11 protein-coding genes are annotated in these 13,783 nt (G+C 72.8%); 8 read left to right on the top strand and 3 right to left on the bottom strand.

Going from position 1 to position 13,783, the window contains the following annotated elements:
* Window positions 1-53: 53 nt before the first annotated feature.
* Window positions 54-1,100 (top strand): tryptophan dimethylallyltransferase family protein, encoded by a 1,047-nt coding sequence (locus C8E97_RS23560; RefSeq protein WP_246019100.1) that lies wholly within the window; start codon window positions 54-56, stop codon window positions 1,098-1,100.
* 41 nt (window positions 1,101-1,141) lie between these two features.
* Here the strand turns inward: C8E97_RS23560 and C8E97_RS23555 are convergent, their stop codons facing one another.
* The 3 genes from C8E97_RS23555 to C8E97_RS23545 all read right to left on the bottom strand — a co-directional run bounded on the left by C8E97_RS23555 (window position 1,142) and on the right by C8E97_RS23545 (window position 4,945).
* Window positions 1,142-2,005 (bottom strand): 3-hydroxybutyryl-CoA dehydrogenase, encoded by an 864-nt coding sequence (locus tag C8E97_RS23555; protein WP_121007668.1) that lies wholly within the window; start codon window positions 2,003-2,005, stop codon window positions 1,142-1,144.
* Window positions 2,006-2,266: 261 nt separating this feature from the next.
* Window positions 2,267-3,682 carry an ethanolamine permease gene (gene eat / locus C8E97_RS23550; RefSeq protein WP_121007667.1) on the bottom strand — a complete coding sequence of 472 codons (1,416 nt, stop codon included), beginning with the start codon at window positions 3,680-3,682 and terminating at the stop codon, window positions 2,267-2,269.
* A gap of 69 nt (window positions 3,683-3,751) precedes the next feature.
* On the bottom strand, window positions 3,752-4,945 hold the full coding sequence (locus C8E97_RS23545; protein WP_121007666.1) for a hypothetical protein: 1,194 nt from the start codon (window positions 4,943-4,945) through the stop codon (window positions 3,752-3,754).
* Window positions 4,946-5,108: 163 nt separating this feature from the next.
* On the opposite strand from C8E97_RS23545, the gene C8E97_RS23540 reads away from it, so the two are divergent.
* From C8E97_RS23540 to C8E97_RS23505, 7 genes are all read left to right on the top strand, one after another.
* Window positions 5,109-6,449, top strand: coding sequence for a glutamine synthetase family protein (locus C8E97_RS23540; RefSeq protein WP_121007665.1), 1,341 nt, complete (start codon window positions 5,109-5,111; stop codon window positions 6,447-6,449).
* A complete protein-coding gene (locus C8E97_RS23535; protein ID WP_211347118.1) occupies window positions 6,430-7,128 on the top strand; it encodes a gamma-glutamyl-gamma-aminobutyrate hydrolase family protein in 699 nt (232 codons plus the stop codon). Before C8E97_RS23540 ends, C8E97_RS23535 begins: the two co-directional genes overlap by 20 nt.
* A complete protein-coding gene (locus C8E97_RS23530) occupies window positions 7,125-8,483 on the top strand; it encodes an aldehyde dehydrogenase family protein (RefSeq protein ID WP_121007664.1) in 1,359 nt (452 codons plus the stop codon). The genes C8E97_RS23535 and C8E97_RS23530 overlap by 4 nt, the downstream gene beginning before the upstream one ends.
* A 28-nt stretch (window positions 8,484-8,511) precedes the next feature.
* Complete coding sequence (locus C8E97_RS23525) at window positions 8,512-9,279, top strand: 3-oxoacyl-ACP reductase (protein WP_121007663.1); 768 nt, start codon at window positions 8,512-8,514, stop codon at window positions 9,277-9,279.
* Window positions 9,280-10,159: 880 nt separating this feature from the next.
* Entirely contained in the window at window positions 10,160-12,175 is a 2,016-nt protein-coding gene (gene thrS / locus C8E97_RS23515; RefSeq protein ID WP_121007661.1) for a threonine--tRNA ligase, read from the top strand.
* Window positions 12,172-12,720, top strand: a complete 549-nt coding sequence (locus C8E97_RS23510; RefSeq protein WP_121007660.1) for an HIT family protein — start codon at window positions 12,172-12,174, stop codon at window positions 12,718-12,720. Before thrS ends, C8E97_RS23510 begins: the two co-directional genes overlap by 4 nt.
* Window positions 12,721-12,902: 182 nt before the next feature.
* Complete coding sequence (locus tag C8E97_RS23505) at window positions 12,903-13,742, top strand: helix-turn-helix domain-containing protein (protein WP_121007659.1); 840 nt, start codon at window positions 12,903-12,905, stop codon at window positions 13,740-13,742.
* Window positions 13,743-13,783 lie beyond the last annotated feature (41 nt).

Raw genomic sequence — 13,783 nt, 5'->3', positions numbered from 1 at the left:
CCTCACGTCGTGAGGCCCTGTTCGGCGCAGCGCAGTCGACCTATCGAGACTTCGTGCGCGACAAATGGCTCGCCGCGGGTACCGCGTTGCGTTTCACCGGTGGGCGGTTAGCGGCGTCGCTCGGAGAACTCGACGCGGTGCTCGGGGACTGGGCGGATCAGCGGATCGGCGACGTCCGGGAATACCCGTCCTTCGTTTCCCGCGACGGATTCCCGTTGGAGATCTCGGTGAGCTGGCGCGGCGGTGTGCCCGAACTGCGGGTGCTGTTCGAATCGCTGGGCGCGGTGCCGACGGCGCGGGCCGCGCAGGACGCCGGCCGGGCGCTGACCCGCTCGCTGGCCGGGCGGCCGGGCGTCTCGCTGGCGCGGTACCTCGCGATCGAGGACCTCTACGTCGTGGAGGACCCGCTGCCGTTCCGGCCGACGGTGTGGCACTCGCTGGCCGTCCGGGCGGGTGAGCCGCCGTGCTACAAGGTCTACCTGAACCCGCAGGCGCACGGGCGGCGCGCGGTGCCCGAGGTGATGCGCGAGACGATGGCCCGCCTGGGGCTGTCGCGCGCGTGGGACGTCGTCGCCGCCGGGTACCGCGACCTGGCGGCGGAGGGCCACCAGCTCGAGTTCGTCGCGCTCGACCTGGCGGACCGCCCGGAGGCGCGGGTGAAGGTCTACTTCCGGCACACCGGGCGGGTCGACCTGGACCGCGTGGCGTCGCTGGCGCGCACCCACGACCCGGTGCTGGCGGGACCCGCCTACCGGGACGTGCACGGCTCGCCCGCGCTGCCCGCCAACGAGCCCATGACGTGCCTGGCGTTCCGGTCGGGGCGGTCGGCGCCGGAGGAGGCGAACGTCTACCTGCGACTGGCCGGGGAGGTGGAGTCCGACGCGGACGCCGCCGCGCGCATCACGTCGGTGATGCGCCGGTTCGGCATCGACCACCGGCAGTACCTCGACGTCGCGCGGGCCCTGGCGCCGCGCCCGCTCGAAACCACCACCGGGCTGCACGAGCTGATGAGCTTCCGCACGGCCTCCCAACGGCCGGACGTCGGCGTGTACTTCCGGTTCGCCGTCTACGACACCCCGGTGGACGGCGCGCACGCGTGACGGGAGCGGGTCTCCGTGCGACGGCGGAGACCCGCGCCGCGTCAGGACGAGTAGTCGTGGAACCCGCGACCGCTCTTCTTGCCCAGCAGCCCCGCGTCGACCATGCGCAGCAGCAGCGGCGGCGGCGAGTACAGCGGCTCCTTGAACTCCTCGTACATCGACTCGGCGATCGCCTTGGTGGTGTCCAGGCCGATCAGGTCGGCCAGGCGCAGCGGGCCCATCGGGTGCGCGCAGCCCAGCACCATGCCGTTGTCGATGTCCTCCGCGCTCGCGAACCCGGACTCCAGCATCCGGATCGCCGACAGCAGGTAGGGGATCAGCAGGGCGTTGACCACGAAACCCGCCCGGTCCTGCGACCGGATGACCTGCTTGTGCAGGACGCCGGTCACGAACTCCTCGGCGCGGGCCCGCGTCCGCTCGCCGGTCAGCAGCGAGGGCACCAGCTCGACCAGCTTCAGCACCGGCACGGGGTTGAAGAAGTGCACCCCGATGACCTGCTCCGGCCGCCCGGTCGCCATGCCCAGCTTCATGATCGGGATGGAGGAGGTGTTCGAGGCGAAGATCGCCCGCGGGTCCTCGACGACCTTGTCCAGCGCGGTGAAGACGTCCGTCTTGACCTGCTCGTTCTCCGCGACGGCCTCGACGACCAGGTTCCGGTCGGCGAAGTCGGCGAGGTCGGTGGTGAACCGGAGGCGCTCCAGTGCGGCGTCCCGGTCCTCGGCGGTCAGCTTGCCGCTGCGCACACCCTTGCCCAACGACGAGGCGATCCGCCCCTTCGCGGCCTCGGTGGCGTCCAGGTCGACCTCGGCCACCAGCACGTCCAGGCCGGCGCGCGCGCAGACCTCGGCGATGCCGGAGCCCATCAGCCCGGACCCCACCACTCCAACACGTTGAATGTCACTCACGCCCCGATCCTGCCAGGGCCGCCACCCGCGGGCACAACCTCCGCCGGAGGTGGTCGCGGTGGGTGACGGCGAGCCCACCACCCGGCGACCGCCGCTCGGCCGCGCCGCCCGCCCGACCGACCGACCGGCCGCGCCGCCCGACCGACCGGCCGCGCCGTCTGCCGGCCGACCGCGCCGCCTGACCGGCCGATCACGCGCAGAGCCGCCCGACCGCGCCGCCGCGTCCCGCCGGCCGCGCCGGCACCGCCGAGCGGGCCGGCCTCAGCCCAGTTCCCGCTCCGCCCGCGCGATGGCCGCGAACTCCTCCTCGGGCGCGGCGGCGACCAGGTGGTGCCTGCTGTGGAACCAGAAGTACGCGAGCGCCACCACGACGATGCCCGCCGTGATCCCCGCGGCCAGCTCGTCCACGACGAAGGTCGCCACCACCGCCAGCACCGCGAGCACCAGCGCGACACCGGTCGTCACCACGCCGCCCGGCGTCCGGTAGGGCCGCGCCAGCTCGGGCTCGCGCACGCGCAGCACGATGTGCGACACCATCATCAGCACGTACGACAGCGCCGCGCCGAACACCGCGACGTTGATCAGCAGCGCCCCGTCGCGCGTCACGGCCGCCAGCGCGAACCCGATCGCGCCCGGCACGATCAGCGCCAGGTACGGCGTCCTGCGCCGACCCGTCCGCGACAGCGCCCGCGGCAGGTACCCCGCCCGCGACAGCGCGAACAGCTGCCGCGAGTACGCGAAGATGATCGAGAAGAAGCTCGCCACCAACCCGGCCAGGCCGACGTAGTTGACGACCAGCGCCAGCGGCGTGTCGCCGCCGTAGGCCGCGCGCACGGCGTCGGGCAGCGGGTGGTCGGACGCCCGCAACGCCTCGGAGCCCGCACCGCCGGGCGCGAGCACCACGATCGCGCCGGCGAGCAGCAGCAGCACCGCCATCGCGCCGAGGATGCCGCGCGGCATGTCGCGCGCGGGGTCCCGCGCCTCCTCGGCGGCCAGCGGCACGCCCTCCACGGCGAGGAAGAACCAGATCGCGTACACCAGCGCGCCCAGCACGCCGGCGACGCCGAACGGCAGGAAGCCGCCGTGCCCGGCGAGGTCGAACAGCTTGTCGGCGTCGAACCTCGGGATCATGCCGACGACGAACGCGACCAGCGCCGCCACCGCAACGGCGGTGATCACGAACATCAGCCGCAGCGCCTCGCCCACCCCGTACAGGTGCACGCCGACGAAGAGGGCGAAGCACGCCAGGTGCACCGGCCACGAGTTGGTCAGCCCGAACAGGCCGAGCGCCTCGACGTACCCGCCGATGAACACGGCGATGGCGGCGGGCGCGATGGCATACTCGACGAGGATCGCGACGCCGGTCGCGAACCCGCCCAGCGGGCCGAGCGCGCGGCGGGCGAACCCGTACCCCGCGCCCGCGACGGGCAGCGCCGCGGCCAGCTCGGCCAGGCCGAGCGCCATGCCCGTGTACATGGTCGCCATCAGGGCGGTCGCGACCAGCAGGCCGCCCCAGCCGCCCTGCGCGAGCCCGAAGTTCCACCCGGCGAACTCGCCGGAGACCACGTACGAGACCCCGAGCCCCGCGAGCAGCACCCAGCCCGCCGCGCCGCGCTTGAGCTGCCTGCGCTCCAGGTACTCGCGGCCGACCTGCTCGTAGTCGACGTGCTCGGCCATGTGCGCTCCCGGTGGGTCGGCGGCGCTCGCGCGAGGGGTGGTCGAGAGTGGCGCGCGGTCGCCCGCGTGTCAACCGGGCAGCAACCGGAACACGCCGCGCGGCGGGTGACCGAGGCGGCGGAGCGCGGGCCGCGCGGCGACCATGAGCGCGACCCGCAGCGAGTTGTGCACGGGGGAGTAGCGGCGCACCGGCTCGTACGCGCCCGCCCAGCCCGGCCCGAAGTGGATCAGCGCCTGGATCGGGGACCGCAGCTCGCCCGCGCCGCCCCAGGCGGGCAGCCGCGGCGGCGTCCAGTCCGCGCCGTCCTCGCGCGGGTGCCTGCGGGCGTGCGCCGCGAGCGCGACCGCCGCCCGGTCCCGGAAGCGCCCGTACTCGCTGCGGCTCATGGCCACCACGAGGATGAGCCGTTCCGGCGGGAGCAGGCGCATCGCCTCGCCCAGCTCCCACAGCGCGCCCCGGCCCCAGCCGAGCGTCAGCACGACGTGCCGCGCGCCGCGGATCAGGTCGCGGACCGGCGGCTGCCAGTCGTCGGGCAGGTGCAGGCGCGGCGCGCCGATCTGCGGCGTCGGCTCGCCCGGCCGGCCGACCGCCACGATCGGGTGCTCGCCCCCGGCCAGCGCGTCGACCAGGTGGACCTCCTCGGGCAGCTCGGTGACCAGCGTGCCGCGCAGCAGCCGCTGCACCGGTGCGAAGGGCCGTGGGTTCGCCAGGCGGTCGTCGTCGCCGAAGGTCCGCAGGTACAGGCTGTACGCCGTGCCGCGGAGGTCGTCCGGCGACCGCACGGTGCGCACCAGGTACCGCCTCGACCGCGCGAACAGCACGCCCGCCCGCACGAACAACCACCCGCACACCGGCACCACGGCGAGCATCGCGGCGTCGACCCAGCGGAACCGGCCCTCCAGGACGCCCCCCTCGTGCGGGTGCGCCAGCAGCGCCGAGCGCAGCACCAGCCCGACGCAGCCCGCGCCCAGCACGCCGAGGAGCACGGCGGACCAGCCCAGCGGCGCGGCGATCACGAACAGGTTGTTGCCGTTGGCGAGGAGGTCCCGGACGACCCGCGCGGCCACCGCGCACGCGAGCATCACCCAGGTGCTCCCCAGCCCGAGCCCGGCGAGCGACAGCGGCGGCACGGTGAGCCCGAACAGCACGGTCACGACCACCACGAGCAGGCCGCTGCCGACGGCCGTGTGGAACACGGCCCGCGCGAAGATCGGCGTCGCCTGGTGGCCCAGCGGGTTGGGCTCCAGGCTCGGCGCGGGCAAACCTCCCCGAGTCGCGGCCACGCGGTCCCCCTCCGGTGCGCACCGTCCGACCGAGCGTAACGCCGACGGTGCGGGCGCGGGAGAGGGTGGCGGCGGTCACGCGGCGGTGTCAGGATGGCGGGCGCCCAACGGCTCGCCGACCGACCTCTGGAGGCACTGCGGGATGCTCACCGTCGACAGGCTGCGCGAGCTGGTGGACACCGGGGAGGTCGACACGGTCCTGGTGGCGATCGTCGACATGCAGGGCCGCCTCCAGGGCAAGCGCTGCGCCGCGCGGTACTTCCTCGGCGAGGTCCTGGAGCACGCCGCCGAGGGCTGCAACTACCTCCTCGCGGTGGACGCGGACATGAACACCGTCGACGGCTACGCGATGTCGTCGTGGGACACGGGGTACGGCGACTTCGTGATGAAGCCCGACCTGTCGACGCTGCGCCGCCTGCCGTGGCACCCCGGCACCGCCCTGGTGATGTGCGACATCGAGTGGGAGGACGGGCAACCGGTGGCCGCCTCGCCGCGCCAGATCCTGCGCCGCCAGCTCGACCGCCTGGCCGAGCGGGGGCTGCGGGCGCACGTCGGCACGGAGCTGGAGTTCATCGTCTTCGACAACACCTACGAGGACGCCTGGAACCGGGGCTACCGCGACCTCACCCCGGCCAACCAGTACAACGTCGACTACTCGTTGCTGGGCACCGGGCGCGTCGAGCCGCTGCTGCGCGACATCCGCAACCACATGGCGGGCGCGGGCCTGGAGGTCGAGTCCGCCAAGGGCGAGTGCAACCCCGGCCAGCACGAGATCGCGTTCCGGTACAAGGAAGCGCTCGTCACGTGCGACAACCACAGCGTCTACAAGACGGGCGCGAAGGAGATCGCGGCGCAGCACGGGAAATCCCTGACGTTCATGGCGAAGTACAACGAGCGCGAGGGCAACTCGTGCCACATCCACCTGAGCCTGCGCTCCGCCGACGGCGAGCCGGTGTTCGCCGAGGCGTCGGGCATGTCGCCGCTGATGCGGTCCTTCCTGGCCGGCCAGCTCGCCGGGCTGCGCGAGCTGACCTACTTCCTCGCGCCGAACGTCAACTCCTACAAGCGGTTCGTCGAGGGCAGCTTCGCGCCGACGACCGTGGCGTGGGGCCGGGACAACCGCACGTGCGCGCTGCGCGTCGTCGGGCACGGGCCGTCGCTGCGGTTCGAGAACCGGGTGCCCGGCGGCGACGTGAACCCGTACCTGGCGGTGGCGGCGCTGATCGCGGCGGGCCTGCACGGCCTGGAGAACGACCTCCGGCTGGAGGACGAGTTCGTCGGCAACGCCTACGCCTCCGGCCGCGCCACCGTGCCGACGACGCTGCGCGACGCGGCGTCGCTGTTCGCGCGCAGCGAGATCGCCCACCACGCGTTCGGCGACGACGTGGTGCGCCACTACCTCAACGCGGCCAGGGTGGAGCTGGCCGCGTACGACTCGGTGGTCACCGACTGGGAGCGGGTCCGTGGTTTCGAACGGCTCTAGGCCGCTGATCGGCCTCAGCACCTACCTGGAGCGCACCAGGTTCGGCGTGTGGGACGTGCCCGCGGCGGTGCTGCACCGCGACTACGTCGACGCGGTGGCGCGAGCGGGCGGCAACCCCGTCCTGCTGCCGCCGCAGGGCGAGTGGGACGCCCGCGCGATCGGCTTCCTGGACGGCCTGGTGCTCACCGGCGGCAACGACGTCGACCCGGCCCGGTACGGCGCGGCGCGCGACCCGCGCACCGGCCCGGCGAACCCCGAGCGCGACGACGCGGAGCTGGCGCTGGCGCGCGCGGCGCTCGACCTCGACCTGCCGCTGCTGGCCGTGTGCCGGGGCGCGCAGGTGCTCAACGTGGTGCTCGGCGGCACCCTGCGCCAGCACGTCGAGGGGCACCAGGTGACACCGGCGGTGTACGAGAAGGTGGACGTCGCGGTGCGCGCGGGCAGCGCGCTCGCCGGGATCGTCGGCCCGTCGCTGTCCGTGCTGTGCCACCACCACCAGGCGCTGGACCGCCTCGGCGACGGCCTGGCGGTGGTCGCCACCGCGCCGGACGGCGTCGCGGAGGCCGTCGAGGCGCAGGGCCTGCGGTTCGCGCTCGGCGTCCAGTCGCACCCGGAGGCCGCCCGCGAGGACCGCCTGTTCGCCGCGCTCGTCGCCGCGGCGCGGAAGGGGGCGCGATGACCACCTTCGACGTGATCGACCCGGCGACGGCCGAGAAGGTGCGCACCGTCGCGCTCGCCTCGCTGGAGGAGACCGACGCGGCGATCGACCGCGCGCGGGCCGCGTTCCCGGCGTGGCGGGCCGTCGCGCCGGGCGACCGGGCCCGGCTGCTGCGCCGGTTCGCCGACGCCGTCGACGGCGCGCTGGAGGAGCTGGCGGCGCTGGAGGTGCTCAACGCGGGGCACACCATCGGCAACGCGCGGTGGGAGGCGGGCAACGTCCGCGACGTGCTGCACTACTACTCGGCCGCGCCGGAACGCCTGTTCGGGCGGCAGATACCCGTGCCTGGCGGGCTCGACGTGACGTTCCAGGAGCCGCTGGGCGTGGTCGGCGTGATCGTGCCGTGGAACTTCCCGATGCCGATCGCCGGCTGGGGCTTCGCGCCCGCGCTCGCGGCGGGCAACGCGGTGGTGCTCAAGCCCGCCGAGCTGACGCCGCTGACCGCGCTGCGGCTCGCGGAACTGGCCCTCGACGCCGGCCTGCCCGAGGGCGTGTTCCAGGTGCTGCCCGGCGCCGGACCCGTGGTGGGGCGGCGGTTCGTGACCCACCCGGCGGTGCGCAAGGTGGTGTTCACCGGCTCCACGCGGGTGGGCAAGGAGGTCATGGCGGGCTGCGCGGAGCAGGTCAAGCGCGTCACGCTGGAGCTGGGCGGCAAGTCGGCCAACATCGTGTTCGCGGACGCCGACCTGGAGCGCGCCGCCGCCACCGCGCCCGACGGCGCGTTCGACAACGCCGGCCAGGACTGCTGCGCCCGGTCGCGCATCCTCGTCCAGGCGTCGGTGTACGACCGGTTCATGGCGCTGCTGGAACCGGCGGTGCGGGGCGTCGTCGTGGGACCGCCGGGCGACGAGGCGACCGCGATGGGTCCGCTGATCTCCGCCGCCCACCTCGCCAAGGTCTCCTCCTACGTGCCGGCCGACGCGCCGGTGGCGTTCCGCGGCTCCGCGCCGCCCGGTCCCGGCTTCTGGTTCCCGCCGACGGTGCTCGCGCCCGTGTCGCCGACCGACCCGGCGGCCGTGGACGAGATCTTCGGCCCGGTGGTCGTGGTGCTGCCGTTCACCGACGAGGACGACGCCGTGCGGCTGGCCAACGCGGGCGAGTACGGGCTGTCCGGCTCGATCTGGACCCGCGACGTGGGGCGGGCGCTGCGCGTGTCGCGCGCGGTGGAGGCGGGGAACCTGTCGGTCAACTCGCACTCCTCGGTGCGCTACTGGACGCCGTTCGGCGGGTTCAAGCAGTCCGGCCTGGGCCGCGAGCTGGGCCCGGACGCGCCGGACTCGTTCACCGAGACCAAGAACGTCTTCATCGCGCACTGATCCACCGGCACGGGTGATGGGAAACGACATGGGACAGCGACTGGAAGGCCGGGTGGCGGTCGTCACCGGCGGCGGCAGCGGCATCGGCCTGGCCACCGCGCGCCGGCTCGCGGACGAGGGCGCGCGGGTCGTCGTCGCCGACGTCGACGCCGTGGCGGGCAAGGCCGCGGCCGACGCCGTGGACGGGCTGTTCGCGCACGTGGACGTCACCGACGAGGAGCAGGTCGTCGAGCTGTACCGGACGACCGTGGACGCCTTCGGCTCGGTCGACGTCGCGTTCAACAACGCGGGCATCTCGCCGCCCGAGGACGACTCGATCCTCACCACCGGCATCGAGGCGTGGGAGCGGGTGCAGCGGGTCAACCTCACCTCGGTGTACCTGTGCTGCAAGCACGTCATCCCGCACATGCTGCGCCAGGGCCGGGGCTCGGTGGTCAACACGGCGTCGTTCGTCGCCACGATGGGCGCGGCCACCTCGCAGATCTCCTACACCGCCTCGAAGGGCGGCGTGCTGGCGCTGAGCCGCGAACTGGGCGTGCAGTTCGCGCGGGAGGGCGTGCGGGTCAACGCCCTGTCACCCGGGCCGGTCGACACGCCGCTGCTGCGCGAGCTGTTCGCGAAGGACCCGGAACGGGCGGCGCGGCGGCTGGTGCACGTGCCGATGGGCCGGTTCGCGCGGGCGGAGGAGATCGCGGCGGCGGTGGCGTTCCTGGCCAGTGACGACTCGTCGTTCATCACCGCGTCGAACTTCCTGGTGGACGGCGGCATCTCGGGCGCGTACGTGACACCGCTGTGAATTCCCCGCTGTGAATTCCCCGCTGTGTATTCCCCGGTGGGGATTCGCGGTGGGGATTCGCGCCACGCCGAAGACCGGCGCGCCGCATCGCGGCACGCCGGTCCGGTTTTTTCGGACGATTCCCAGGGGGTCGGCTGGGCGGCTTTCCCGTAACCGGGCTTCGATACCAGGTCGCCGTTGGTGTCCCGCAATTTCGCGGTGTCGCCCCGGTCGCTCCGGACCGGGCGCTTGCTGCCGCAGGAGAGACCGCCGTACTCCGGGTGGCCTGGTCGGTGTGGACGCGGATGCGCTGTCCCGGCTGGAGCACCGCGCCGGGCGGGAAAGGTCGACGTCGAACTGCGACCGGGGCACCGCCTGGATCGGGAAGTTCTCGTGGGTGAACGTGCCGAGGGTGAATCCGGTGCCGTCGAGCTTCACCTCGACCGTGCCGTCGCGGAACACGCAACCGCTCTTGCGGCCGCCCGCCGGGATTCCCGGATGACGTGGTCGGTGCCCGGTCCGGCGAGGTTCGTGTTGGGGCGACGCTGATGGCCGGCCAGGTGCCGGACGTGCTTTGCCGTGGTCATGGTGGTGATCATGCCGTCGGTTGCGGGCGGCGTTATTCCGCTGGACGGGGGATGCCAATTCGCGGTCGATGGGTCGCGAAGCGTGGGTAATGCGCGATTCGCGACGTGCTTCCGGGTGGGCGCCCCGCCGCGTATGGATCACTTCCGCACGATTGCGCCCCTGGGGGCGGGCGGCGGCCGTCGGGCGGGACCCCGACCAGGTGGGAGCGCTCTCACGTGCGCGACGGGGTCGGGTGCGGCCGTGTCGCCGAATATCCGGTCGATGAGCACCGATAACATCGCGGGTACCCGTACCACCTACCCGAGGAGTCATCGTGTCCCAACCGCGCCCCGCAGCCGCACCCGCCCCACCGCGCGTGGTGGTGCCGGCCGGGACCACCGCGGGCACGGCGGTCCGGGAGGCGGGGCTGCCGGGCAAGGGGCCGGACGCCGTCGTGGTGGTCCGCGACGCGGAGGGGAACCTGCGCGACCTGTCGTGGGCCCCGTCGGTGGACGTCGAGGTGGAGCCGGTGGCCGCCGACACGCCGGACGGCCGCGCCGTGATCCGCCACTCCGCCGCGCACGTGCTGGCCCAGGCCGTGCAGCAGCAGTTCCCCGAGGCCAAGCTGGGCATCGGCCCGCCGGTCAAGGACGGGTTCTACTACGACTTCCAGGTCGACAAGCCGTTCACGCCCGAGGACCTCCAGGCGCTGGAGAAGCGCATGAAGCAGATCATCAAGGGCGCGCAGCGGTTCGACCGCCGCGTGGTGGAGTCCGTCGACGCCGCCAAGCGCGAGCTCGCGGACGAGCCGTTCAAGCTCGAACTCGTCGACCTCAAGTCCGACGTGGACACCTCCGAGGTGATGGAGGTCGGCGCCGGCGAGCTGACGATCTACGACAACCTCGACCCGCGCACCGGCGAGCGCGTCTGGGGCGACCTGTGCCGCGGCCCGCACGTGCCCACGACCAAGCACATCCCGGCGTTCAAGCTCACCCGCGTGGCCGCCGCGTACTGGCGCGGCAACGAGAACAACCCGCAGCTCCAGCGCGTCTACGGCACGGCGTGGGAGTCGCCGGAGGCGCTGGACGCCCACCTGGAGCTGCTGGCCGAGGCCGAGCGCCGCGACCACCGCAAGCTCGGCGTCGAGCTGGACCTGTTCAGCTTCCCGGACGAGCTGGGCTCCGGCCTGGCCGTGTTCCACCCCAAGGGCGGCATCGTCCGCCGGGAGCTGGAGAACTACTCGCGCCGCAGGCACGAGGAGTCCGACTACGAGTTCGTCAACACGCCGCACATCACCAAGAGCGGCCTGTTCCACACGTCGGGCCACCTGCCCTACTACGCCGACACGATGTTCCCGCCCATCGAGTTCGAGGGCGAGGACTACTACCTCAAGGCCATGAACTGCCCGATGCACAACCTGATCTTCAGGTCGCGCGGGCGGTCCTACCGCGAGCTGCCGCTGCGCCTGTTCGAGTTCGGCACGGTCTACCGGTACGAGAAGTCCGGCGTGGTGCACGGCCTCACCCGCGTGCGCGGCTTGACGATGGACGACTCGCACATCTACTGCACCAAGGAGCAGATGCCGGGCGAGCTGCGGTCGCTGCTGAAGTTCGTGCTCGACCTGCTCGCCGACTACGGCCTGAGCGACTTCTACCTGGAGCTGTCCACTCGGGACGACTCGCCGAAGTTCATCGGTGACCCGGAGGAGTGGGAGGAGGCCACCGAGACGCTGCGGCAGGCCGCCGAGGACTCCGGGCTGGAACTGGTCCCCGACCCCGGTGGCGCGGCCTACTACGGCCCGAAGATCTCGGTGCAGGCCAAGGACGCCATCGGCCGGTCGTGGCAGATGTCGACCATCCAGCTCGACTTCAACCAGCCGAGGCGGTTCGAGCTGGAGTACACCGCGCCGGACGGCTCGCGGCAGCGGCCCATCATGATCCACCGGGCGCTGTTCGGGTCCATCGAGCGGTTCTTCGGCGTGCTCACCGAGCACTACGCGGGCGCGTTCCCGGCGTGGCTCGCGCCGGTGCAGGTGGTCGGCATCCCGATCGCCGACGAGCACGTGCCGCACCTCCGGCAGGTGGCGGCGGCGCTGCGGGAGCACAAGATCCGCGTCGAGGTGGACGCCTCCGACGACCGGATGCAGAAGAAGATCCGCAACCACACCACGCAGAAGGTGCCGTTCATGCTGCTCGCGGGCGGCAAGGACGTCGAGTCGGGCGCGGTGTCGTTCCGGTTCCGCGACGGCACGCAGGTCAACGGCGTGCCGGTGGAGCGGGCGGTCGAGGCGATCGTCGACTGGGTCGCGCGCCGCGAGAACGCCTCGCCCACGGCGGAACTCGTCCGGTGACGCCGCGGTACGAGGAGCAGGACGGGGTCGGGGTCCACGACGCGCTCCAGCGGCTGTGGACCCCGCACCGCCTCTCGTACGTGCGCGGCGAGGGCAAGGCGGACGGCGACGAACCGGAGGGCTGCCCGTTCTGCCGGGTGATCGGGCTCGACGACGCCGATGGTCTGATCCTGGCGCGCGGCGAGTCGGTGTTCGCGGTGCTCAACCTGTACCCGTACAACCCCGGCCACCTGATGGTGCTGCCCTACCGGCACGTGCCCGACTACACCGACCTGGAGCCCGCCGAGACGGTGGAGTTCGCCCGGTTCACCCAGCGCGCCATGCGGGTGGTCCGCGCCGTGGCGAGCCCGCACGGGTTCAACATCGGCATGAACCAGGGCGTCGTGGCGGGCGCGGGCATCGCCGCGCACCTGCACCAGCACGTGGTGCCGCGCTGGGGCGGCGACGCGAACTTCATGCCGGTGATCGGCCACACCAAGGTCCTGCCCCAGCTGCTCGGGGAGACCCGCCGGCTGCTGTCGGAGGCGTGGGCCGAACAGGACTGACCGGGGGTGCCCGCCCACGGGTGGGCGCCCCCGGCGCACGGCCACCTGCACGTGCACCCGGTCGTGCAACCCGGATACGTACCGTGAGCGTGCGATGGATCACCACGGTGACCCCGCTGAACGCCCGGTATTCCCTGTGTGGCCGATCGTCACGGCGTTCGGTCATCGATAACGTGCGTTTCATGACCGCACCTGAGCGTTCGCGGCTGGCCCGAGAACGGCTCTCGCGCGAGTTACGCAGGCTGCGCACGGAGGCCAAGATGACCGGCACGGCCACCGCGCGGGCGACCGGGATGAGCCAATCGAAGCTGTCGAAGATCGAGAACGGCATGCTCCTCCCGTCCGTGACCGACGTGGAGCGCCTGGTCGCGGAGCTGTCCGCGACCAGGGAGACCCGAGTCGAACTGGTCGAGTTGGCGCGTCAGTTGCACGCCGAGGCGGAGACCCGTCGGGTGGTGCTGCACCGGGGAGCGCACCGGCACCAGCAGACCGTGGCGCGAATAGAGGCCCGAGCGACCACGAGCCGCTTTTTCCAGAACGCCGGGGTTCCGGCTTTATTGCAGAGCGAGAACTACCTGCGGGTGGTGCTGAACGCGACCCCGGCGCACGAACAGGACACCGCGATCGCCACGCTGCGCAGTCGCCGTGCCCGGATGGATGACGTCGGCAAGCGGTTCGTGTTCCTGCTCGCCGAGAGCGCGCTGCGGTGGCGGATGGGGTCGGCGGACCTCATGTGCGAGCAGATCGACCACCTCGCGCAGATCATGCGCAGACCGAACGTGCAGCTCGGCGTGGTGCCGTGGACGGCGGACGTCAGCATGGTGGCGCTGCACGGCTTCCAGGTCTACGACGAGCGGGTCGTGACGTTGAGCGTGCTGACCGGCAACGCCACCATCACCGACCCGCACGACGTGCGGGAGTACCTCGCGCTGTTCGGCAGGCTGGAGCGGCTGGCCGTGCGCGGCGAGCCGCTGGAGGACCTGCTGGAGCAGATCTCCAGGGACCACCGCAAGCTCGGCTGAGCTGGGTCGTTAGGCTGCCGGGGACCACGTCGTCCCCGCCG

It is taken from the genome of Saccharothrix australiensis, from assembly GCF_003634935.1.
Classification (GTDB): domain Bacteria; phylum Actinomycetota; class Actinomycetes; order Mycobacteriales; family Pseudonocardiaceae; genus Actinosynnema; species Actinosynnema australiense.
This window is presented reverse-complemented; position numbering and strand designations above follow the sequence as displayed.